21 protein-coding genes and 2 pseudogenes are annotated in these 21207 nt (G+C 69.2%); 11 read left to right on the forward strand and 12 right to left on the reverse strand.

Annotation, left to right across the window (positions count from 1 at the left end; genetic code table 11):
* The first annotated feature begins 105 nt into the window (after nt 1–105).
* Complete coding sequence (locus AVKW3434_RS10985) at nt 106–840, forward strand: MlaA family lipoprotein (RefSeq protein ID WP_284405871.1); 735 nt, start codon at nt 106–108, stop codon at nt 838–840.
* Between the two features lie 28 nt (nt 841–868).
* Here the strand turns inward: AVKW3434_RS10985 and AVKW3434_RS10990 are convergent, their stop codons facing one another.
* The gene (locus AVKW3434_RS10990) at nt 869–1045 is read right to left on the reverse strand and encodes a hypothetical protein (RefSeq protein WP_284405872.1); all 177 of its coding nucleotides are present in this window, start codon (nt 1043–1045) and stop codon (nt 869–871) included.
* 176 nt (nt 1046–1221) lie between these two features.
* Between AVKW3434_RS10990 and AVKW3434_RS10995 the strand changes: the two genes are divergently transcribed.
* The 7 genes from AVKW3434_RS10995 to AVKW3434_RS11020 all read left to right on the forward strand — a co-directional run bounded on the left by AVKW3434_RS10995 (nt 1222) and on the right by AVKW3434_RS11020 (nt 7542).
* Nucleotides 1222–1797, forward strand: a complete 576-nt coding sequence (locus AVKW3434_RS10995; protein WP_272564487.1) for an RNA polymerase sigma factor — start codon at nt 1222–1224, stop codon at nt 1795–1797.
* A gap of 9 nt (nt 1798–1806) precedes the next feature.
* Nucleotides 1807–2625 (forward strand): anti-sigma factor, encoded by an 819-nt coding sequence (locus AVKW3434_RS11000; RefSeq protein ID WP_284405873.1) that lies wholly within the window; start codon nt 1807–1809, stop codon nt 2623–2625.
* Nucleotides 2626–2731: 106 nt separating this feature from the next.
* Nucleotides 2732–3682: a DUF3034 family protein gene (locus AVKW3434_RS11005; protein ID WP_284405874.1), complete on the forward strand. Its 951-nt coding sequence runs from the start codon at nt 2732–2734 to the stop codon at nt 3680–3682.
* 30 nt (nt 3683–3712) lie between these two features.
* A complete protein-coding gene (locus tag AVKW3434_RS11010; protein ID WP_284405875.1) occupies nt 3713–4249 on the forward strand; it encodes a group I truncated hemoglobin in 537 nt (178 codons plus the stop codon).
* Between the two features lie 260 nt (nt 4250–4509).
* A complete protein-coding gene (locus tag AVKW3434_RS24275) occupies nt 4510–5361 on the forward strand; it encodes a nitrate- and nitrite sensing domain-containing protein (RefSeq protein WP_502869055.1) in 852 nt (283 codons plus the stop codon).
* Nucleotides 5343–6239: a methyl-accepting chemotaxis protein gene (locus AVKW3434_RS24280; protein ID WP_502869056.1), complete on the forward strand. Its 897-nt coding sequence runs from the start codon at nt 5343–5345 to the stop codon at nt 6237–6239. The genes AVKW3434_RS24275 and AVKW3434_RS24280 overlap by 19 nt, the downstream gene beginning before the upstream one ends.
* Before the next feature lie 70 nt (nt 6240–6309).
* Nucleotides 6310–7542, forward strand: a complete 1233-nt coding sequence (locus AVKW3434_RS11020) for a DNA polymerase Y family protein (protein ID WP_284405876.1) — start codon at nt 6310–6312, stop codon at nt 7540–7542.
* Nucleotides 7543–7599: 57 nt separating this feature from the next.
* Here the strand turns inward: AVKW3434_RS11020 and AVKW3434_RS11025 are convergent, their stop codons facing one another.
* Together AVKW3434_RS11025 and AVKW3434_RS11030 are read right to left on the reverse strand one after the other, a co-directional pair.
* Nucleotides 7600–8046 carry a ribosomal maturation YjgA family protein gene (locus AVKW3434_RS11025; protein WP_284405877.1) on the reverse strand — a complete coding sequence of 149 codons (447 nt, stop codon included), beginning with the start codon at nt 8044–8046 and terminating at the stop codon, nt 7600–7602.
* 161 nt (nt 8047–8207) lie between these two features.
* Nucleotides 8208–9098 (reverse strand): annotated as a pseudogene (locus tag AVKW3434_RS11030) (LysR family transcriptional regulator).
* 82 nt (nt 9099–9180) lie between these two features.
* Here AVKW3434_RS11030 and argC point away from each other — a divergent pair.
* A complete protein-coding gene (gene argC / locus AVKW3434_RS11035; RefSeq protein ID WP_284405878.1) occupies nt 9181–10101 on the forward strand; it encodes an N-acetyl-gamma-glutamyl-phosphate reductase in 921 nt (306 codons plus the stop codon).
* Nucleotides 10102–10332: 231 nt separating this feature from the next.
* Here the strand turns inward: argC and AVKW3434_RS11040 are convergent, their stop codons facing one another.
* The 5 genes from AVKW3434_RS11040 to AVKW3434_RS11060 form a co-directional block, all read right to left on the reverse strand.
* The gene (locus tag AVKW3434_RS11040) at nt 10333–10728 is read right to left on the reverse strand and encodes a hypothetical protein (protein ID WP_284405960.1); all 396 of its coding nucleotides are present in this window, start codon (nt 10726–10728) and stop codon (nt 10333–10335) included.
* Nucleotides 10725–11678 (reverse strand): ADP-ribosylglycohydrolase family protein, encoded by a 954-nt coding sequence (locus tag AVKW3434_RS11045; protein ID WP_284405879.1) that lies wholly within the window; start codon nt 11676–11678, stop codon nt 10725–10727. The genes AVKW3434_RS11040 and AVKW3434_RS11045 overlap by 4 nt, the downstream gene beginning before the upstream one ends.
* A gap of 192 nt (nt 11679–11870) precedes the next feature.
* Nucleotides 11871–12887 carry a GlxA family transcriptional regulator gene (locus AVKW3434_RS11050; protein WP_284405880.1) on the reverse strand — a complete coding sequence of 339 codons (1017 nt, stop codon included), beginning with the start codon at nt 12885–12887 and terminating at the stop codon, nt 11871–11873.
* Nucleotides 12884–13192, reverse strand: a complete 309-nt coding sequence (locus AVKW3434_RS11055; RefSeq protein ID WP_284405881.1) for a DUF1272 domain-containing protein — start codon at nt 13190–13192, stop codon at nt 12884–12886. The genes AVKW3434_RS11050 and AVKW3434_RS11055 overlap by 4 nt, the downstream gene beginning before the upstream one ends.
* A 67-nt stretch (nt 13193–13259) precedes the next feature.
* Nucleotides 13260–13826: a cysteine hydrolase family protein gene (locus AVKW3434_RS11060; protein ID WP_284405882.1), complete on the reverse strand. Its 567-nt coding sequence runs from the start codon at nt 13824–13826 to the stop codon at nt 13260–13262.
* A 232-nt stretch (nt 13827–14058) separates the two neighbouring features.
* Between AVKW3434_RS11060 and AVKW3434_RS11065 the strand changes: the two genes are divergently transcribed.
* The gene (locus AVKW3434_RS11065; RefSeq protein ID WP_284405883.1) at nt 14059–15138 is read left to right on the forward strand and encodes an extracellular catalytic domain type 1 short-chain-length polyhydroxyalkanoate depolymerase; all 1080 of its coding nucleotides are present in this window, start codon (nt 14059–14061) and stop codon (nt 15136–15138) included.
* A gap of 128 nt (nt 15139–15266) precedes the next feature.
* Here the strand turns inward: AVKW3434_RS11065 and AVKW3434_RS11070 are convergent, their stop codons facing one another.
* The 4 genes and pseudogenes from AVKW3434_RS11070 to purM all read right to left on the reverse strand — a co-directional run bounded on the left by AVKW3434_RS11070 (nt 15267) and on the right by purM (nt 20154).
* Nucleotides 15267–16892, reverse strand: a complete 1626-nt coding sequence (locus AVKW3434_RS11070) for a methyl-accepting chemotaxis protein (protein WP_284405884.1) — start codon at nt 16890–16892, stop codon at nt 15267–15269.
* Between the two features lie 260 nt (nt 16893–17152).
* Nucleotides 17153–17829: pseudogene (locus AVKW3434_RS11075) on the reverse strand (transposase); the annotation flags it as partial.
* A 53-nt stretch (nt 17830–17882) separates the two neighbouring features.
* The gene (locus AVKW3434_RS11080; RefSeq protein ID WP_284405885.1) at nt 17883–19055 is read right to left on the reverse strand and encodes an AI-2E family transporter; all 1173 of its coding nucleotides are present in this window, start codon (nt 19053–19055) and stop codon (nt 17883–17885) included.
* A gap of 25 nt (nt 19056–19080) precedes the next feature.
* Nucleotides 19081–20154: a phosphoribosylformylglycinamidine cyclo-ligase gene (gene purM / locus AVKW3434_RS11085; protein WP_272564468.1), complete on the reverse strand. Its 1074-nt coding sequence runs from the start codon at nt 20152–20154 to the stop codon at nt 19081–19083.
* Between the two features lie 321 nt (nt 20155–20475).
* Between purM and hda the strand changes: the two genes are divergently transcribed.
* On the forward strand, nt 20476–21174 hold the full coding sequence (hda, locus tag AVKW3434_RS11090; protein WP_272548576.1) for a DnaA regulatory inactivator Hda: 699 nt from the start codon (nt 20476–20478) through the stop codon (nt 21172–21174).
* Nucleotides 21175–21207 lie beyond the last annotated feature (33 nt).

Consider the following 21207-nt stretch of genomic DNA (forward strand, 5'->3'; position numbering starts at 1 on the left):
CCCATGGGATGCGATGCACTCCATCCCTCAAGTCTCCATCACCCACTGTCACCGGAGGTACGAATGCCCTCTCGCCTGCATCCCTCAGCACCCTGGAATCGCCGCATGCCGAATGCCCGGTATGCCGTCTGCGCCTTGGCGGTCCTCAGTACCGGATGCGCCTCCCTGGCGCAGCCGGACCCGCTGGAGCCCGTCAACCGCAAGATCTTTTCCTTTAACGAAGGCGTGGACCAAGTCGTCCTGCAGCCGGCTGCCAAGGCCTACAAAACCGTGGTTCCCGACGTGGCGCAGACAGGCGTGAGCAACTTCTTTTCCAATTGGCAGAACCCGTGGTCGTCGGTCAACCTGATGCTGCAGGGGCGGGTGGGGGAGGGCATGACGACCCTGGCGCGCTTCGGCACGAACACCACGGTGGGCGTCCTCGGCCTGGTGGACGTGGCCAGCGGCTGGGGCATGCCCCATCGCAAGGAAGACTTCGGCCTGACCCTGGACACCTGGGGCGTGGGCACGGGGCCGTATCTGGTGGTGCCGCTCTTCGGCCCGTCCAATGCGAGGGACGTGTTCACATCGCAGGTCGATGGCCTGGGCAACCCGAAGACCCAGATCTCCAGCGTCTCTGCGAAGAACAGCCTGACCGCCGTCCAGGTGGTCAGCCAGCGCGCCAACCATCTGGGGGCCAGCGAATGGGTGGACCAGGTGGCCCTGGACAAGTATCTGCTGATGCGCGACGCCCATCTGAAAAAGCGCAACCGCGCTGCCCAGGCGAAAGAAGCCTTCACCCAGATGGCGATGGAAGACTCCAGCGACTCCTGGCAGGGCGGGGCTGCGGCTGACCGCTAGCGAGGCAACCCCTGCGGGCGCCGGGCGATCAGCCGGTCACCGCCTGCACGGCCGCGCCCGCGGCCGGCACTTCCTGCGCCACCGCGCTCTTGCCGGCGTAGAACGCGCCGGCTGCCAGCAGCAGCGCGCCGGCAGCGAAGGTGGCGCGGCGCTTCATGGAACGCAGGTCGCCGAAAGGAAGGGCCTTGGATCGGTTGTCTCGCATGCTGTCTCCTGGTGGGTCGGGAACAAGGGCTGCGTGCCGCAGGTGTCCTTCATACGCCGGCCGTGGCCGATCGGATTCAGAGTCCTTGTCCGAAGGAGGGCTTTGTATCCGCCAACCCACACCCACCGTATCTCGCTGCATGGCTGAGACCGCACTTTTTCTCACACAATGCGTGCATGAGCACCTCCCTCACGGACACCCAACTGATGGCCCTCATTGACCAGGTCGCGGGACGCGACGATGCCGCACTCAAGCGCTTGTACGACCACACGTCGTCGCGCCTGTTCGGCGTGGCCCTGCGCGTGCTGCGCAACCGCGAGTGGGCCGAGGACGTGCTGCAGGAGGCCTACCTCACCATCTGGCGTGTGGCCGGCAGCTACCGCGAAACCCTGAGCCCGCCGATGGCGTGGATGGGCCTGATCGTGCGCAGCCGGGCACTGGACTTTCTGCGCCGGCGCACGGCCGACCGGGCGCAGCTCACGCAGGAGTTCGATGACGAGCTGGCGCAGACATTGCAGGCGGATCAGCCCTCGCCAGCGGACATCGCGCAGGCCAGCGAACAGGCGACCGCGCTGCACCAATGCCTGGGCCGCCTGGAGCACCGCCACCGCGAAGTGGTCAGCTTGGCGTACCTGCGCGACCTGAGCCACGGCGAGCTGGCCGAGCAGCTGAAGCTGCCGCTGGGCACGGTCAAGACGTGGATCCGCCGGGGGCTGGGCCAGTTGCGCGACTGCCTGTCGCGCTACGCGTGAGGTGCTGCCATGAATCTTTCGCAATCCCCTGAACTGCTGGACCGACTGGCGGCCGCCTATGCGCTGGGCACGCTGCGCGGCGGTGCGCGGCGCCGCTTCGAGACCCTGGCGCGCGAGCATGCCGGCGTGCGGGCGGCGGCGCTGGTGTGGCAATCGCGCTGGTCCGGCCTGACCGAGCTGCAGGCCGAGCAGGCCCCGCCGCCCGAAGTGTGGCTGCGCATCCACAACCTGGTCCAGGCCGAAAAGGAACGCGAGGCCATGCGCGCGGCGCGGCAGGGGGCCGTCCCGGCGCGGGCCGAGGGCGACGGCCACCGTGCGGGCCCTGGCGGATGGCTGCGCAGCGTGCGCCTATGGCGCGGGGCTGCGGCGCTGGGCGCGCTGGCCACGGTGGCCGCCGTGGTCGTCGGGCTGCAGACGCACCAGCGGCTCCAGCAGGACAGCGGGGCGCAGATCGCGCAGTTGCGCCAGCAGTTGGCGGCCACGCCGCAGGTGCGCTACGTGGCGGTGCTGGCCGATGCGAAGGCCGCGCCGTCCATGCTCGTCACGTTCGATGCGCAAAAGAACGCGCTGGTGCTGCAGCGCGTGGGCGGTTTCCAGGAAGGCAGCGACCATTCGCTGCAGCTGTGGGCGCTGCCACCCGGCAGTGGCCCGCGCTCGCTCGGCGTGCTGGGGCCGCAGGCGCTGCTCACGCTGGCCACGCCGGAGAGCGCGGTGAAGAACGTGCCCACGCTGGCCATCAGCCTGGAGCCGCAGGGCGGCGTGCCGGGCGACAAGGGGCCGACGGGTCCGGTGCTGTTCACGGGCGCGCTGATCGAACGCATGCTGTAGGAGACGGTTTCACATTCTGCTTCGTGGAATGGGGGTTTCGTCGGGCGTCGATTTGGGTAACACTCTGCTACAGCGCAGGTTGGCGCTCCTTTGCGGACGAACCCCCATGCACCCCATTCACTGGATCTCCACGGTGGCCTGCACCACCGGACTTTGCGCACTGCTGGCCGCCGCCGGCACCGCGCGGGCTGAAACCGGCAAGCTGCTGCTGACGGGCGGCGTGAGCAGCATCTCCGGCTCGGCCGGCGGCGGGCTCACCCCCTGGGCGGTGGTGGGCTCGAATGCCACCGAGGGCGAGATCGGCATGAGCGCCTTCACCACCCGCACCCGCACGCGCGATTACGGCCTCACGAGCTACGGCGCGGCGATGGGCTGGAACGAGCGGGTGGAGGTGTCGGTGGCGAAGCAGGATTTCGATGCCGCCCCCGCCGTCGCGCTGAACGGCATCGCGGCATTCGGCGTCGAGCCCGATCTGCACCTCAAGATGGACATCGTCGGGGTCAAGGTCCGCCTGCTCGGCGATGCGGTGCTCGAGGCCGACAGCGCCATGCCGCAGGTGGCGGTGGGCGTGGAGCACAAGCGGCTGCACCCTGCTTCCGCCAGCAGGGTCATCGAGTTCCTGGGGGCCGACACGAGCGGCACCGATGTCTACGTGACCGCCACCAAGCTGCTGCTGGACCGCAATCTGGTGCTGAGCGCCACGCTGCGCTCCACCAACGCCAATCAGAACGGCCTGCTGGGCTTCGGCGGCTCGGCCCCAGGGCGCAGCCGCCGCAGCCTGCAGCCCGAATTCTCCGTGGCCTACCTGCTGCGCCGTGACCTGGCGATCGGCGCCGAATACCGCTTCAAGCCCAACAACCTGCAGGCGATCGGCGCCTCGGCGGGCCTGGGCGCCGCGCTGCGCGAGGACGACTGGCGCGATTTGTTCATCGCCTGGGCGCCCAACAAGCACATGTCGATCACCCTGGCCTACGTCAACCTGGGCCTCATCGTGCCGGGCGTGACGGGCTACCGCCGGCAAAACGGCTTGTACCTGTCGGTGCAGGCCGCGTACTGAGCCGCTGGCCGAAAGACGAGAGGAGGCCCCATGCCCATCCCTGCCACCCCCCGATTCGCGGTGCCGCCATGCCGCGCGCCGCGCGCCGCTGCCCTAGCGCTCGCCGCAGCTCTTGCCACAGCCGTGCCCGCTGCGGCGCAGCAGCCTGCCGCTGGTGCCACGCCACCCGGGGCCGCTGCGTCTGCTGCGGTGCCGGCCACTGCCGCGCCGGAAGGCCTCTACGACGCGCTGGGCGGCAAGCCCGGCATCGCCCGCATCATGAGTGGCCTGGTGGACCGGGCATTCAAGGACGAGCGCATCGGCCCTCTGTTCAAGGAGACCAAGCCCCAGGCGCTCAAGGACAGTCTGACGGACCAGATCTGCGTGCTCTCCGGCGGCCCATGCCGCTACGAAGGGGCCGACATGAAGTCGGCGCATGCCGATTTGCCCATCCGAAAGCGCGACTTCAACGTCCTGGTGGAGTTGCTTCAGGATGCCATGGACGAACAGGGCATTGCGTTCACCCAGCAAAGCCGGCTGCTGGCGCTGCTGGCCCCCATGCACCGGGACATCATCACCGTGCGCTGACTGGCACCAACGCGGTGCGCTCAATGCGCATGCACCGATCTGGTGAAAAGTCAAATTTTTTGGTATCTTTGTGTATCTGTACGCCTAATGCGTCAGCTGTCGGCGTGCGTCCGGCCGAATCAATAAAATGATGAAATCGCTAAATTTAGCCGGTAATCGGCGAAATAAGGCGTTCTCCTACGGCCCGGCGTTGGATGTTTCTATCAAATCCGTGGTGTTTTAATTTTTACAACTGGTGACGCTGTTGCCAGTGAAGACCTATGACCCATTGGATCAACAACCTCCGGATTTCGCGCAAGTTCCTTTTGATCGGTGCACTGGCGTTCTTCATGTTCGCCATTCCTACCACCCTTTTGGTGCATCTCAACTGGGACACCCTGCGCACGGTGGAGCGCGAAAACCTGGGCATCGCCCCCGCCAAGGAACTGCTCAAGCTGGTGCAGCTCACGCAGCAGCACCGCGGTTTGTCGGCGGCCTTCCTGGGCGGCGATGCCTCCTTGAACACGCCGCGCCAGGCCAAGCAGTCCGAGGTCGAAGCCGCGATCGTGCGTGCGCAGGCGGCCGCTGCCGGACTGCAGGACCGGGAGCTGTCCGCCAAGCTGGACGCGTTGTCCGGAGAGTGGCGCACCCTGGTCGCGGGCGTGGGGGCCAAGTCCATCACGGGTGCCCAAAGCAATGCCCGCCACGCCGCCTTGGTGGCCGGTGAATTGGGGCTGATCGACGATGTGGCCAACAGCTCGGGCATCTCCCTGGATTCGGAGCCCGCCAGCTACTTTCTTCAGCGGGCCGCGCTGGCCCATCTGCCGCACCTGACCGAATCCCTGGGCCAGATGCGTGCCCGCGGGGCCTTGGTGCTCGCACGGGGCGACGCATCGCCCGAAGAGCGCGCGCGCATCGAAACCCTGGCTGACCGGGCCCGCCAGCATTACGGCGATGCCCGCAAGACGCTCGAGCTGGCCTCGGGCGGCAAACTGCCGCCGCAAGTGGAGGCCGCACGCAAGGCCGCGCTGGCCGCTGCGGAAGAGGGCTTCAAGCTCGCGGACGACAACATCGTGCAGGCGGCCACCTTGTCGATGCCTTCCACGCCGAAGCCGTGGCGCAGGGTGACCTGAGCACCAACGTGCGCACCGAGGGCCGCGACGAGATCGCGCGCCTGCTGCAGGCCCTGGCCACCATGAACGACCGGCTGAGCGCGGTGGTGGATTCGGTGCGTGGCAATGCCGAAAGCGTGGCCAACGCCAGCGTGCAGATCGCGCAGGGCAATGCCGATTTGAGCCAGCGCACCGAAGAGCAGGCCAGCTCGCTGGAAGAAACCGCCGCGTCGATGGAAGAGCTGGGCTCGACCGTGCAGCACAACGCCGACAGCGCGCAGCAGGCCAACCAGCTGGCGCGCAGCGCCTCCGGCGTGGCGGTGCGCGGCGGCGAGGTCGTGAGCCAGGTCGTGCAGACCATGAAGGGCATCAACGACAGCTCGCGCCGCATTGCCGACATCATCAGCGTGATCGACTCCATCGCCTTCCAGACCAACATCCTGGCGCTGAACGCGGCGGTGGAAGCCGCCCGCGCCGGTGAGCAAGGCCGGGGTTTCGCCGTGGTGGCCAGCGAAGTGCGCAGCCTGGCCGGACGCTCGGCCGATGCCGCCAAGGAGATCAAGGCCCTCATCACCGACAGCGTGGAGCGCGTCGAGCGCGGCACGGCCCTGGTGGACGAGGCTGGCACCACGATGAGCGAGATCGTGTCGTCGATCCAGCGTGTGAGCGACATCGTGAGCGAGATCAGCGCCGCCACCGCCGAGCAGAGTTCGGGCGTGTCCCAGGTCGGCGAGGCCGTGAGCCAGATGGACCAGGTCACGCAGCAGAATGCAGCGCTGGTGGAAGAAAGCGCCGCGGCGGCCGAAAGCCTCAAGGCGCAGGCGCAGCAACTGGTGGACACGGTGGCCGTGTTCCGCCTGGCCGGCCACGGCCAGCCGGGCGCGCTGCGCGTGCGCTGATCGCCCAGCGCGCAGGTGCTTGCGGGGGCATCCCGGCGGGCCCGCGCAGCTGGCGGGGAGCGCGTGGACAATGGCGGACGTGACCGCCCCTGAAGAGCCCGCCGCACCCCTGCCACGCCGCATCGCCCACCTGGACATGGACGCGTTCTATGCCTCGGTGGAGTTGCTGCGCTACCCGCAGCTCAAAGGGTTGCCCGCCGTCATCGGTGGTGGCCGGCGGGCGCAGGACGAGGCCCTGGTGGCTGAGTACGCCGGCCGCGAGTCGGAGATTCCCGTCGCGGCCTTCCCGCTGCTCAAGGACTATGTGGGGCGGGGCGTCATCACGACCGCCACCTACCCCGCGCGGCAGTTCGGCGTGGGGTCGGCCATGGGGCTCATGAAGGCCGCGCGCCTGTGTCCCCAGGCCATCCTGCTGCCGGTGGATTTCCCCTCGTACCGGCGCTTTTCGCGGATGTTCAAGGAAGTGATCGTGTCCATCGCGCCCGTCATGGAAGACCGCGGCGTGGACGAGGTGTACATCGACTTCACGCACGTGCCGGGCGGCCAGCGCGACGGCGGCCGGTCGCTCGCGCGGCTCATCCAGAAAAGCATCCTCGACGCCACCGGCCTGACCTGCTCGATCGGCGTGGCGCCCAACAAGCTCCTGGCCAAGATGGCCAGCGAGTTCAACAAGCCCAACGGCATTTCCATCGTCCACGAAGGCGACCTGGAAACCCGGGTCTGGCCGCTGGCCTGCCGCAAGATCAACGGCATCGGCCCCAAGGCCGACGCCAAGCTGCAGTCCCATGGCATTCACACGGTGGGCGAGCTGGCCGCGCGCCCGCGCGACTGGCTGGTGCGCCACTTCGGCAAGGCCAGCGGCGCCTGGCTGCACGAGGCCGCCTGGGGCCGCGACGACCGCCCCGTGGTCACCGAAAGCGAGCCCGTCTCCATGAGCCGCGAGACCACCTTCGACCGCGACCTGCACGCCGTGCGCGACCGCGCCGAACTGGGTCGCATCTTCACCGACCTGTGCGAACGCGTGGCCGGCGACCTGCAGCGCAAGGGCTACGTGGGCAAGACCATCGGCATCAAGCTGCGCTACGACGACTTCAAGATCGCCACGCGCGACCTCACCATCGACCACCCCACGCAAGACGCCGCCACCATCCGCCGGGCGGCCGGGCAGTGCCTCAAGCGCGTGCCGCTGGACAAGCGGCTTCGGCTGCTGGGCGTGCGCGTGGGCAACCTGCTGACCGAGCAGGCCGCGCGCGACGCGCCGGTGGCCCGCCAGGGGTCGGTGACGCCGGGGCTGTTCGACTGAGTAAGCCGGGCTTGCGGGCATCCGGACGGGCAGGGGCCTTCGCGCACTCCCGGCCGCTCAATCGGGACGTGCCGTCTGTCTCTCAGTCCTTCGGCGCAACCAGGCCCGGTAAAGCCCGTCGAGCCCCAGGCCGACCACCACGCCCACGGCATAGGCCGCCAGATCCATCGCGTTGAACCGCGACCCCAGTACCAGGTGGCCCGGCGTGGTGCTACGGATCGCGTTGATCCACGGCGCCTGGTACCGCTGCGAGAACTCCACCGCGAACGAAGTCGCCAGCGCCAGCAGGGCCAGCCGTCCCGGGGCCATGCGCGGCCAGAGGCAGGCCCAGCCGAACATCACCATCAGCGCCCACAGCGCATCGCCGGGGTACTTGCCCAGCGCTTCGGGAAACAGCACACCGGGCCACCGGCGCGAGGCCAGTCCCAGGGCGATACAGAGGGCGATGCCTGCCAACAGCACGGCGCGATGGCGTGGAGTGGGCGATGTGAGCGGATGGTCCATGAAAAGGCTGGAAAAGCAGGGGGCAAAAAAGCGGGTGGAGGAGGGCTGCTCGAGAGGCGGCGGTGCGCAGTATCCACCGGCCACGCCGTGCTGGCGCCCGGCAGCTGTCCGGTGTTTCGCCCCGTTGCCATCGCCGCCCGGCGAACGGCAGTCGGTGCGGCTCACGCCGCCGGGTCCTTCTCCGGCAGCAACGCCTCCAGCACGAAACGCGTCGGCCCGCTGGCGCCCCGGTCACTCACCGCGAGGCCGAGCTGCCGCCACAGCGCCGGGCGGAGCGGGCGGATGGCGATGCGCGGATCGCGCGTGGCCTCGTACGATTCCTGCGGCAGCAGCGCCGCTCCGTAGCCGGCGGCGACCAGCGTGCGAATTGCGTCGTTGTAGTTGAGCTCGATCCGGGGCCGGCAATGGACGCCTGCTGCCGAGAACCATTCCGCGGTCTGCCGGTACAGGCGGGTGGAGGCGTCGTTCATGATGAGCGGCCGCTCCGCCAGCCATTGCGCCGTGAGCCGCTGCGGCGCCTTCCAGGCCGATGGCAGGAAGGCGACCACCGCCTCGCGCCGCAGGGGCGTGACCTGCACGCCGCGCACGGCCGGCTGCGGCAGCGCCACCACGGCCAGGTCCAGGCTGCCGGCCGCGAGCCGGGCCATGCTTTCGTTGGAGGTCAGCACCTGCACGTTCACATCGACCCCGGGGTGTTGCCGGGCCAGGCGCTCGAGCGCGGGCGGCAGCAGGTGCGCGATGGCGCCGGTCGAGGCCCCCACGCGCACGCGGCCCGTCTGGCCGGCGAGCTGGCGCCGAACGTCCTCGACGGCATCGTCCGCATCCGCCAGCAGCCGGCGCGCCCGCGCGATGAACCGCTCGCCCAGGGCCGTCGGTTGCGCGGGCCCCCGCCCGCGAACGAGCAACTGGCCGCCCAGGCGCGACTACAGCTCCGCGATCTGCACGGTGACCGTGGGGGCCGCCAGGTGAAGGGCGCGCGCCGCATTGGCCAGGGAGCCGAGATCGGCGATGGCAACCAGGGTGCGCAAGTGGTCCAGGCTCAGTTCTCGCATGCCGACAGTTTAATTTTTCTTAACTTGCGGTTGCCGATATTTCGCTGGAGCCATCGAGGCGGTCTCCCTACGATCGCGCTCCATGAACCACCAAATCTTCATCGACGGCGACCAGGGCACCACGGGCCTGGACCTGCAGAACCGGCTCCGGGGCTCGGAATTTCGCATCCACACCTTGCCTGCGGGCTTGCGCAAGGACCCGGCCGCGCGAAAGGCGGCGATCAACGATTGCGACATCGCCATCCTGTGCCTGCCCGATGCCGCCGCGCGCGAGGCGGTCGCGATGATCGACAACCCCGGCGTGCGCGTCATCGACGCCAGCTCCGCCCACCGCACCAGCCCCGGCTGGGTGTACGGACTGCCGGAACTCGATGCCCGGCAAGGCGAACGCATCGCCAAGGCGTCACGGGTCACCAACCCGGGCTGCTACCCCACCGCCGCAGTCGCCCTGCTGCGGCCCTTGACGGATGCGAGCCTGCTGCCCGCCGACTATCCGCTGACCATCCATGCCGTTTCCGGCTATTCCGGCATGGGCCGGGCGGGGGCCGAAGCGCACGAGGCAGGAGTGAGCGCGCATTCGCTCACGGTCTACGGCCTGGCCCTGGAGCACAAGCACGTGCCGGAAATCCAGGCCTACGCGGGCCTGGCCGAGCCGCCCCTCTTCGTGCCGGCCTACGGCAGCTACCGTCAGGGCATCGTGCTCACCATCGGGTTGCATGCGCGAATGCTGCCCGCACAGGTTTCGGGCGCACGCATCCACGAATGCCTGGCGCAGCGGTACCGCGATGCGGCGCATGTGCACGTGCTGCCGATGTCGTCGGCCGAGCCGATGACCGAACGGGACCCGCAGGTCCACAACGGTTCGAACGACATGGGCCTGGCCGTCTCATGGAACGAGCGCACGGGGCAGATCGTGTTGAGTGCAGTGCTGGACAACCTGGGAAAGGGTGCTGCCGGGGCGGCAGTGCAGAACCTGAGGCTGATGGTGGACGGTCCGAACTAAGTGGGAGTGCGAAGCGCCCACGGTCGGTGGGGAAGGGCTGGCACCCCATTCGTTTTCGAACCTCGCGTTGCAGCGCCATTCGGCCGGCGGTGGCTGCGGGTCAAAAAACCTTTGGGCGCGGATCGTTCTTATCGGACCGAATTAGAAACAACGCCTCTTGCGGGCGATGCTGTTGGACCCACCGGGGGTGTCAAGGGTGCGTTTGGTGGGCGCCCTCCAACCCGGCCGGCATTATTTTTTCTTCTTCTTCTTCTTGCCTTGATCGTGGTGCCACTTGATGGCTAAAAACATGCCCGTTCCGAGCACGATGACCTTGAACGCAATGAAGACGATAGGGAACCAATCCATTTTTTGAGCATTTCCTGGCGATTGCGTGAAAAGATCAATCGTGAGGTGCATGGCCTCCAAATGCTTTTCCGGTGGTTTCGTCGGCGCCGAGACGGGTGCCGAACCCGGCCCCGATTGTTGCATTCGGCACGGCATTTCGGGGCCGGGCGGGGTGGGGCATTTTGCCTCACCGATCAGGCGCCCGGCGTGGTGAAGTGCGGTGTTCCTGAAGCGCCGGACCTTTCCGCGAGCCGCCGCCTTGGCGCCTTCTCTTTCCTTGCCGGTTCTGGCAGGAATCACTCCCAGGCGGCGAGCAGGCGGTCGAGCAAGGGCTCGACGAGGGGCTTTCCTTGAAGCTGCTCGCGCCATCGCAGCGGAATGCCTTGCTCGCCATAGAGCAGTCCCGCCCATCCCCCCGCGACGCAGGCAGTGGTATCGGTGTCGTTGCCAAAACCGATCGCGCACCGCACGCAGTCTTCGAAGTTGCGCGTGCGAAGGACGGCTGCAACGGACGACCAAAGGCAGTCCACCACATACCCGCTTCCGCTCGGGGGATCAAACCGCCCGTTCAACAGGATGCGAAGTTCAAATCGCTCGGATTCGGATGTGGTCTCTTCGAGGTGCTCCTGGGCCCCGTCGAGCGCCTCCACGAACGAGAGGCCCCTGAAAAGGCGGGCGGATACCAAGGTCGCCAACGCGCACGCGAGCAGCGACCTCATGTGCCCATGGGTGGGAAGGCTTTGCCTTCTCGCGCGGTCGATCAGGACCCGGTCGTCGGCAGCGGGAAGCAAGGCCGTGGGAAGCACCCGCATGAGCGACCCATTCCCATTGTTTCTCTCTTCGCAAGGGCCGCTCTGGCTGGGCGGCACACCTCGCCGGAGGTTCGCCAAGGCTTCCTGCGTCTGGATGCCGATGTCGAACACGCGGCCATCGGGTGTCAGTTCACCGGAGGAATGCCAGGACTGCAAGCCATCGGCGAACCTGCTTTCCAGTGCGTGGTCCCCATCGAGAAGAACCTTCAGCAGATGCAGTGCTTGCGCTCCGTCATCGCTCCAGGTGCCTGCAGGCACTCCCGGATGGGCGCGGCGAAATCCATCGGGCGGTGCCATCTCGATCAAGCGGAGTTCCGGCAGTTCTGCGGCATTGGAGAACTCGTAGGGCACCCCCAGCGCATCGCCAACGAGCAGGCCGTAGACCGCGCCCCGCAGGCGCGATCGGATGGAGAGGGGGGTGGGTTGGGTCTGTGGCATGGTGGATGACAGCGGTGAGCGGCTGGGCCGTTGGCAAAGTATGCCCTTCACAAGGCCCGAGTCAGCAGCGGCCCCCGCTTGGCGCTCCCACGCCCTTTGCGAACAGCCTTTCGCCGACGACCGGGTGGCGCTGCCCTGCACCCCGTGCCAGCAACCCACCGCAAGCGGCCGCCCCGGACGCAGGCGCGCGCTCTAGAGGCCCGGCGGCCCTGCGCGGCCACCCGCTCCCCCGAGCTGCGACGGCGTCCCACCCCGCCCGAACTGCTTCCACGCCCGGCGCAGCTGCGTATCCGAACTGAATCCCGCCAGCGCCGCCGCCTCGGTCACGTTGCGCCCCGCCCGCAGTGCGGCCTCGGCGGTGGCCAGGCGGATGCGGCGCAGGTACTGCAGCGGCGCGATGCCGGCGTGGTCCAGGAACAGGCGGGTCAGGTGGCGCGGCGAGGCGTGCGCCACCTCGGCCATGGCGGGCACGCTCCAGTCGGCCTGGGGCTGCTGGGCGACCGCGTCCTGCACGCGGTGCAGCGCGCTGTGCAGGTGGTTGCGGTGGTGCAGGAAGGGCGACATTTCCGGGTCGTGCGGGCCGCGCCGCAGCGCCACCACCATGGTCTGCGCCACCTCGGCGGCGATGGCCGGGCCGCAGGCGTCGGCGATGCGGTGCAGCACCAGGTCGATGCCCGTGGTCACGCCCGCGCTGGTGTGCAGGGCGCCATCGGCCACGAAGACGCGGTTGGCCACCACGTCGCAGCGGGGCTCCACCTCGGCCAGTTCGGCCAGGTGCTGGTGGTGCGTGGTGGCGCGCCGTTCGGCCAGCAGCCCTGCGTGCGCGGCCAGCACGGCGCCGGCGCACACCGTCACCAGTTCCAGGCGGCCCGTGGCCAGCCGCAGGCCGCGCAGCCAGTGCAGCAGTTCGCGCGCCTCGCTGCGCTGCACATCGATGCGCTGCCCGGGCAGGCCCACCAGCACCACCCAGGCGGGCTGCGGCAGCGTGGCCGGCAGCGGCGCCAGCCCGGTCAGCGACACGCCGACCGAGGTGACCGATTCGGGCGCCGGGTTGACGAAGTGCAGCACGAAGCCCGGCGGCCCGCCCCGCGCCTGCAGCACCTGGTTGGCGATGCGCAGCGCCTCGGCGGGCCCGGCCCAGTCCAGCACCAGGCTGCCGGGCAGCAGCGCGAAGAAGACGTGGATGGGGGCGCCGGGGCCGCTGCTCATCGCTGTGCGGGCGGAATCTGCCGCAGGGCGGCGGCGAAGGCCGCGTGGGCGGCCGGGTCCACGGGCCGGTGGCGCACCACGGTGCTGGCGGGGTCGTTGCCCAGGAAGTTGTTGCCCTTGTGGTTGTGCGCGGGCCGGATCGGGCGCGGGGCGAAGCCGCCGCCGCAGTTGGGACACACGTTGCCGAGCACGTGGTCCACGCAGTCGGCGCAGAAGGTGCACTCGAAGCTGCAGATGCGCGCATCGGGCGAGGCGGGCGGCAAAGCGGTGTTGCAGTGTTCGCAGGTGGGGCGCAGTTCCAGCATGGCGCGTCTTCTTTCGTCGTGATGGCGGAGGGGGGGGGGACGGGGTGGGGGGCGGAAATGGCGGGGATCAGGCTGCGGCGGCCACGCGCTCCAGCACCTGTGCGGCGGTGCACACGGTGGCGAAGCGGTCCTGCAGCACGGTGGCCGTGCGGTCCCGGATGTCGGCGGCGGTGAGCGTGCGGCCGTCGGCCTGCACCATGTCCCAGGTGAGCGTGGCATCGAGGGCGTAGTCCACTTGCCAGCCCAGGTCGGAGGCATGGCGGGTGGTGGTCTCGCAGCACTGCTCGGTCCGGATGCCGCTCACGATCAGGCGCTGGATGCCGTGCTGCGTCAGCCAGACGGCCAGGCCCGTGTCCACCAGTGCGCTGTGGCGCGATTTGGTGAAGGTGGCGGTGGCGTCGAACGGCGCCAGGCCCTCCAGCGGGCGCACGTGGCCGGACTCGATGGCGAACGGGTTGCCGGCCTCGGCGGGGCCGTCGCTGTGGAAGATGCGCACCACCGGCACGCCCCGGGCCACGCAGCCCTCGATGAGTGCGTTCTGCGCGGCGAGGTAGGGCGGCAGGCTCTGCGCGGTGAAATAGGACCGCTGGCGGAACGATTCCTGTGCGTCGATCACTATGAGACAGGTTTTCATGGGGGCGCTTCGATGGGTGGTGGAGTATGGCGCTGATTTTGAAAGCGGCGGCGGCCGGCGTCCGGCCCGGGGCGGCCAGGGATCGATCATTTCAGGACATGTTTCGATGGCGCGCGGCCGGCGGGTTTGTAGGCCGTGGCGCCCAATTCCAGCTCTGGCAGGCCCAAAAAATGCTGCACTGCAGCAAAACTGGTATGGTGAACCCGCTACCCCGCCGATTGGACGACCGCCCATGCCCCGCAGCTCCCGCCTGTTTTCCCTGTCCGTTTTCACCCGGGCCTACCAGCGCAACCTGAAGGCGCTGGCCCGCGCCACGCGCCCCGCGCGGGTGAAGGCGGCCGCCAAGCCCCTGCTATCGCTGGTGAATGCCGCCACACCCAAGGCCCGGGCGCCGCGCAAGGTGCCGCCCGGGGCGGGCGAATGGATCGGCGGCATCGCCCCCGGCCCGGCCGGCGCGCGGCGTTTTCACCTGCACATTCCCCCGGGCCTGGCCCTGGGCGCGGGCGAAAAGCTCCCCATGATGGTGATGTTGCACGGCTGCGGGCAGACGGGGGCCGATCTGGCCGCCAGTTCGCGCATGAACCGGCTCGCTGCCCGCGAGCGCTTTCTGGTGCTGTACCCCGAGCAGGAGCGCATCGCCAACGCGCAGGGATGCTGGAACTGGTTCTCGCACCGCAACGGCAAGGCCCACGCGGAAGCGGCCACGCTCATGGCGGCGGTGGACCAGGTGGCGCGGCGCCATCCGGTCGATCTCACGCGCGTGGCGGTGGCCGGCCTGTCTGCCGGCGCATGCATGGCGGTGCTGCTGGCGGCGCGCTATCCGGAACGGTTCTGCGCGGTGGCCATGCATTCGGGCGTGGCGCCGGGCACGGCGGAGTCGTCCGCCCAGGCGCTGGCCGCCATGAGCGGGCGCCGCGAAGCCCTGCTGCCCGAGCCCGCGCCCCGGGTGCTGGGCATGGGCCCGCCCCCGCCCGAAGGCCCGCTGCCCTTGCCTCCGCTGCTGGTGCTGCACGGCGAGGCCGACGGCGTGGTATCGCCCCGCAATGCCTGCGCGACCGCCGAGCTGTGGGCGCAGGCGCTGGGCGCCAAGGCCGGCGCCGCGCGCATGCAGCAGCGCGGCAAGCGGCACGCCACGCGCCTGACCGAGTTCAAGCGGCAGGGCCGCACCGTGGTGGCGCTGCGCGAAATCCTGGGCCTGGGGCATGCCTGGAGCGGCGGCCTGGCCAGCGTGCCCTACAGCGATCCGGACGGCCCGGACGCCTCCGCGCTGATCTGGGCGTTCGTGGTGCGGCAGTTCCCACCTGCGCCATGAGGGATTGATGGTAAAAAGAGGCTGATGCCTTAGATCTATATGTGCTGAGTGCTATTAAAAAAATAGCAAATAACGTTTCTTGGACACCCTGGTGTGGGCCGGTGCCACCACCGCAGGGAGCGCTGGCGTCAGTTCAACTGCCGACGGGCCGGCCCCAGCCGACGCAGCGCAGCCTGGGCCGTGCCTTGCCCTGAACCTTCCGAGCCTTCCGCGGCCCGGTGCAGGTGAAAGGCCGCTACCACCTGCTTGAGTTCGTTGGCCTGCTGCTGCAGCGAGGCGGCAGCGGCGGTGGCCTGCTCGACGAGCGCGGCGTTTTGCTGCGTGCCCTGGTCCATTTGCGAGATGGCTTCGTTGATCTGCTCGATGCCATCGGTCTGCTCGCGGCTGGCCTGGCTGATGTCTTTGATCACGGCGGACACGCGCAGCACGCTGTCCACAAGGTTCTGCATGGTCGTGCCGGCCTCTTGCGCCAGCTGGGTGCCGGCCTTCACCTGCTCGGCGGAGTGGCTGATCAGCGCCTTGATCTCCTTGGCCGCCTCGGACGAGCGCTGCGCCAGGCTGCGCACTTCGGTGGCCACCACCGCGAAGCCACGCCCTTGTTCGCCGGCCCGCGCCGCCTCGACCGCTGCGTTCAGGGCAAGGATGTTGGTCTGGAACGCGATGCCTTCGATGACCCCGGTGATTTCGGACACCTTGCGCGACGACGCATCGATGGAGCCCATGGTCTGCACCACCTTGTCCACCACCGTGCCGCCCCGGCGCGCCACGTCGGACGCCGATTGCGCCAGCACGCTGGCCTGCCGGGCGTTGTCCGCGTTTTGCTTCACGTTGGAGGTCATCTCCTCCATGGAGGCGGCGGTCTGCTCCAGCGCGCTGGCCTGCGATTCGGTGCGGGCCGACAGGTCGTGGTTGCCGGCGGCGATCTGCTGCGACGCGCCAGCGATGTGCTCGGTGCCGTCGCGCACGCGCTGCACGATGCGGTGCAGGCTATCGCGCATGGCCTGCATGTCCAGCAGCAGGCTGGAGTGGTCGCCCTGGCGCGTGTCCACCGCCACCGACAGATCGCCCTCCGAAATGCTGCGGGCAATGGTGCGTGCGTACCCGGGCTCGCCGCCCAATTGGCGCAGCAGGTTGCGCGATATCAAGGTGCCTATCACCAGCAGCGCAGCCCCCAGCAGCGCCGCCACCAATCCGAACCCCAGGGCGCGTTGCCAGATGGCGGCGTTCACCGTGTCGATGTACACGCCCGATCCGATCACCCAGCCCCAGGGCGCGAAACCCTTGACGTACGACGTCTTCTCGACCGGCGCTTCGCTGCCGGGCTTGGGCCACAGGTAAGGCACGAAGCCTGCGCCACTGGCCTGTACGGTGCGCACGAACTCCATGAACAGCGGCTTGCCGTTGGGGTCCTTGTTGTCGGTCAGGTCCTTGCCGTTCAACTCGGGGCGCACCGGGTGCATCACCATGCGAGGGTGCATGTCGTTGATCCAGACGTATTCGTTGCCGCTGTAGCGCAGTGCCTGGATGGCAGCGGCCGCGCGCTTGCGGGCCTCTTCGTCGGAGAGCCCGCCCTTGGTGCTCAGGTCATGGAAGTGCGTAGCGATGCCGTGCGCCGCCTCGACCACCTGGCGCACGCCGGTCTGGCGCTCTTGCAGGATGAGCTGTCGCTCGGAGATCAGGAACCACGCCGTCATCACCGCGATGCCGAGAATGGCGCTCAGCAGGAGGAGGGCCAGTTTTCTTGCGATGGTCATGGGAACCCTTTGAGGCAAGCGATTGGGGCCGTGGGACGCTGCACGCCATCCCACGGGCTGCGTGGCGCGCCGGACAAGCGTAATGCTGGAGTGGAAGGCGCTGGCTCGGCACAAACCCGTGGGGCGGTTTTGTGACATGGGCTTTGCGCGTGGGGGGCGGGCCGCGATGGAGGCGCGGGTGGCAGGGCGGGGCTCCGCTGCCAGGCGCAGGTCCGCGCTGCCTGGACGATCTGCCTGAACGCGCGGCCTGAAGCGTGTGATGAACTTCCTGCCCGAGCCAGCAATTTTGCGGTGGTGGGCCGCATGAGCATCGCAAAGACAAGGAACTGTAGCCCGCCGGGCACTTTGGGCAGTCGCTCGCAGTCCCGCGAGAGCCCTGCGGAATCTCGCCAGCCAGACGAAGCTGCGCTCCACCACCCAGCGCCGGGGCAGCAAGACGAAGCCCTGGTCCGCCCAGGCACGCTGCACTGTGCGGCCCGTGGCCTGCGTCACGTCCTTGCACAGGCGCTGCAGCTGGGCACGCTCCTGTTCGCCAGCCGGCGTGACAGGCACCGCCAGCAGGTGGCCCAGCGTGTCCACGGCCATATGGACCTTGCTGCCGTGCTCGACTGCACGTGCGCCCATCCATCACCACGGCGCTGGGCTGGCCTTGGCGACCCTGCGCCACGCGAATGATGGAGCGCAGTTCGAGACCATCGCCTCGAAGCAACCCGCGTCCAACCAGCGCCGGCGTGCTGATAGACCACCTCCCAGGGCGGCGGGACCATGGGGCTGCATCCGCCAGGGCGGTCCCGCGCGTAACAGCCAGCGCAGGCATTGAAGACTTCCCGCAGATCGTGCCCTCGCTGGGAGCGTGCCGGTCCATCAGGGGCAGATAGGGTGCCGCGAAGCTCCATTCTTCATCGCTGACGTCCCTTGGGTACGGCTCGCGGGGCATCCGCAAACGCTACTCACGGCTTTGCTCTCACTGAGAAAAGTGCATAACACGCACTAGACGAGCTGCGCTGCCTGCAGTTCCTTCTTGAGGTACGCGTAGAACAGCGGCGCTGCCACCAGACCGGCCGGGCCGAACACCGCTTCGGCCACGAACATCACCGCCAGCAGTTCCCACACGCCCATGTGGGTGCGCTGGCCGACCACCTTGGCGTTGATGACGTATTCGGCCTTGTGGATCAGGATCAGGAACGCCAGGCAGGCGATGGCCGCGGCCGGCGACACCGACAGCCCCACGATGGTGATGACCGCGTTGCACAGCAGGTTGCCGACGATCGGCACCAGCCCCGCCAGGAAGGTGAGCGTGATCAGCGCGGGCGTGTAGGGCAGCTGCATGCCCCACAGCGGCAGCACCCCCAGCAGGAAGACCGCCGTCAGCAGCGTGTTGAACGCCGCGATCCAGAACTGCGCCGCCACGATCTGGCGGAAGGCCTCGCCGAACCAGGTGATGCGCGCCGAGAGCGCCTCGGCCAGCGGTCCGCGGGGCCCGTCCAGCGTGCGCACGGCGGCCAGGGCCCCGATCAGCAGGCCCACGTAGGCATGCAGCAGGCCGCTGAGCCACGCGCGGCCGGCCATGGCCAGCGCGCCCGCCTTGGCGCCCAGGTAGCCGGCGATGGTGCGCTGGATCTCCACCGCGCCTTCGGGCAGGTGCGAGGCGATGTCGGGCGGCAGCTTCAGGCGCAGCTCCAGCACCGTGCGGGCGAGAAAGTCGAGCAGTTCGCGGTACTGCTGCGGTGCCTCGACGATGTAGCTGCGCGAATGCGAGGCCGCCAGCACGATGAGCGACAGCGGCGCCAGCATGACCACGGCCGCCGCGATCACCTGGCCCGCCGTGGCGCCGCTGCCGGACGGCCGGTGCACGCTGCGCCCCGGCGGCCAGGCCAGGCGCGGCGCCAGCCAGCGCGTGAGCAGAAACCCCAGGCAGGCGCACAGCAGGCCGGGCAGCAGGCCCTGCCACATCACCAGCAGCAGGGCTGCGGCCATGAGCACGTAGCTGGCCGTGACCACGCCGCGGTGCCGGGCGGGGGGATTGGCCAAGACCTGGGAAGGGGCCGCCGCTGCGGTGCCCACAGGCACGCCGGCACCGGCCGGGCCGGGCTCGGTGGGAGCCGCCCGCACGGGGCCGGCGGCGGAGGGCGGAACGTCGTGCGGTGCGAGCGGCTCCATCATGGGCGGCGGGGTGCGGCTGAGGGGGTCAGCCCACCACCACGGGCGCGCCGTCGCCGCGTTCGGCGATGGTGCCGATCGTGTAGACCGTCTCGCCCAGCGAGCGCAGCGTGGCGGCCGTGGCTTCGGCCTCGGACGCCGAGACCACCACCACCATGCCGATGCCGTTGTTGAAGGTGCGGTTCATCTCGATGTCGTCAATGCCGGCCGTCTTTTGCAGCCAGGCGAACAGCTCGGTCTGTGGCCAGCTGCCGGCTTTCAGGTGGGCGGCCAGGCCCTCGGGCAGCACGCGCGGAATGTTCTCCAGCAGGCCGCCGCCCGTGATGTGGGCCAGGGCCTTGATGCCGCCGGCCGATGCCGCATCCTGCGGCGCGGGGTGCTTGGCCAGCGCGGCCAGCACGTTCTTCACATACAGGCGCGTGGGTTCCATGACGGCTTGCTTGAACGGCTTGCCGTCCAGCGTGGCGGGGGCCGAATCGCCGGCCCGCTCGATGCACTTGCGCACCAGGCTGAAGCCGTTGGAGTGCACGCCGGCCGAGGCCAGGCCCAGCACCACGTCGCCGGCTGCCACGGTCTTGCCGGTGAGGATCTTGGATTTTTCGACCGCACCGACCGCAAAGCCGGCCAGGTCGTACTCGCCGGCGGGGTACATGCCGGGCATTTCGGCCGTCTCGCCGCCGATCAGGGCGCAGCCCGACAGTTCGCAGCCCCGGGCGATGCCGCCCACCACGGCCGCGGCCGTGTCCACGTCCAGCTTGCCGCAGGCGAAGTAGTCGAGGAAGAACAGCGGCTCGGCACCCTGCACCAGCACGTCGTTCACGCTCATGGCCACCAGGTCGATGCCCACGGTGTCGTGCATGTTCCATTCGAAGGCCAGCTTGAGCTTGGTGCCCACGCCGTCCGTGCCGCTCACCAGCACCGGCTCCTGGTAGCGCTTGGGCACCTCGAACAGGGCGCCGAAACCGCCGATGCCGGCCAGCACGCCCTCGCGCATGGTCTTCTTGGCGAGCGGCTTGATGCGCTCGACCAGCGCGTCGCCGGCATCGATGTCGACGCCAGCGTCTTTGTAGGAGATGGGAGTGGAGGAGTCGGAGGAGCTCATGGAAGGGTTCGTGAGTGCTGGTGGGCCCGCGCGGCGGGCTGGAGCGGCGGATTTTAAAGGCCCCGCCCGCCTTGCCCGCCAATGCCCCCGCGGGCCGGCGGATGGCGTGGCCGCGGGTGGCCCGTGGCGCCGTGGCCGGACGGGTCGCCGCGGCAGACTAAAATTCGCGCCGGCGTGTCCCGCGCGCCCTGCCATCCGGCCCTTTGCCATTCCCACTTCCATGCCGCCTCGCCCCCCACTGCCGCCCTTCGTCCCGCACCGCGCCTGCCGCTGCGGTCCGGGTGCGCGGCGCGTGTGGTGCGCCATGCCGGGGCGCGGCGCATGAAGCAGCTCGCGCTCGACATCGGCCTGGCCACCGGGCCCACGCTGTCCCGGTTCTTTGCCGGCACCAACGAGGCGGCCCTGCAGCACCTGCGGCTGGCCGTGGGCGACGGCGCCGTCGAGGTGCTGCGCTCGCCGGTGCCCACTTATCTCTGGGGCGAGTCGGGCAGCGGCAAGACCCACCTGCTGGAGGCCGTGCGCGAGGCCCTGCGCGAGCAGGGCGCCTCGGTCGGCTGGCTCGATGCCTCGGTGGCCGAGCCCACGGCGTTCGACGACCGCTGGTCCGCCGTGCTGCTGGACGAGGTGCACCTGTACAACACGGCCCAGCAGGCCGCCGCCTTCAACTGGTTCGTCAATGCCATCAGCCCCGCCGTGGGCGAGCCCCGCTGGGTGCTGGCTGCCGGCCAGACGCCGCCGGCCGACCTGCCGCTGCGCGACGACCTGCGCAGCCGCCTGGGCTGGGGCCACATCTTTCAGCTGCACCTGCTGGGCGAGGCCGAGCGCCGCGCGGTGCTGCGCCAGGAGGCCGACGCGCGCGGTATCTTCCTGGGCGACGATGTGATGGACTACATGCTCAAGCGCTTCTCGCGCGATCTGGGCAGCCTCATGCAGCTGCTGGACCAACTGGACAGCTTCGCCCTGCGCACCCAGCGCGCCATCACCATTCCCCTGCTGCGGGCCATGCTGGAGTCCGAATAGCGGCGCACGCTGCCGGCTTTGCCTCCCTCCGCC

This window comes from Acidovorax sp. SUPP3434 (assembly GCF_030159015.1).
Taxonomy (GTDB): Bacteria; Pseudomonadota; Gammaproteobacteria; order Burkholderiales; family Burkholderiaceae_C; genus Paracidovorax.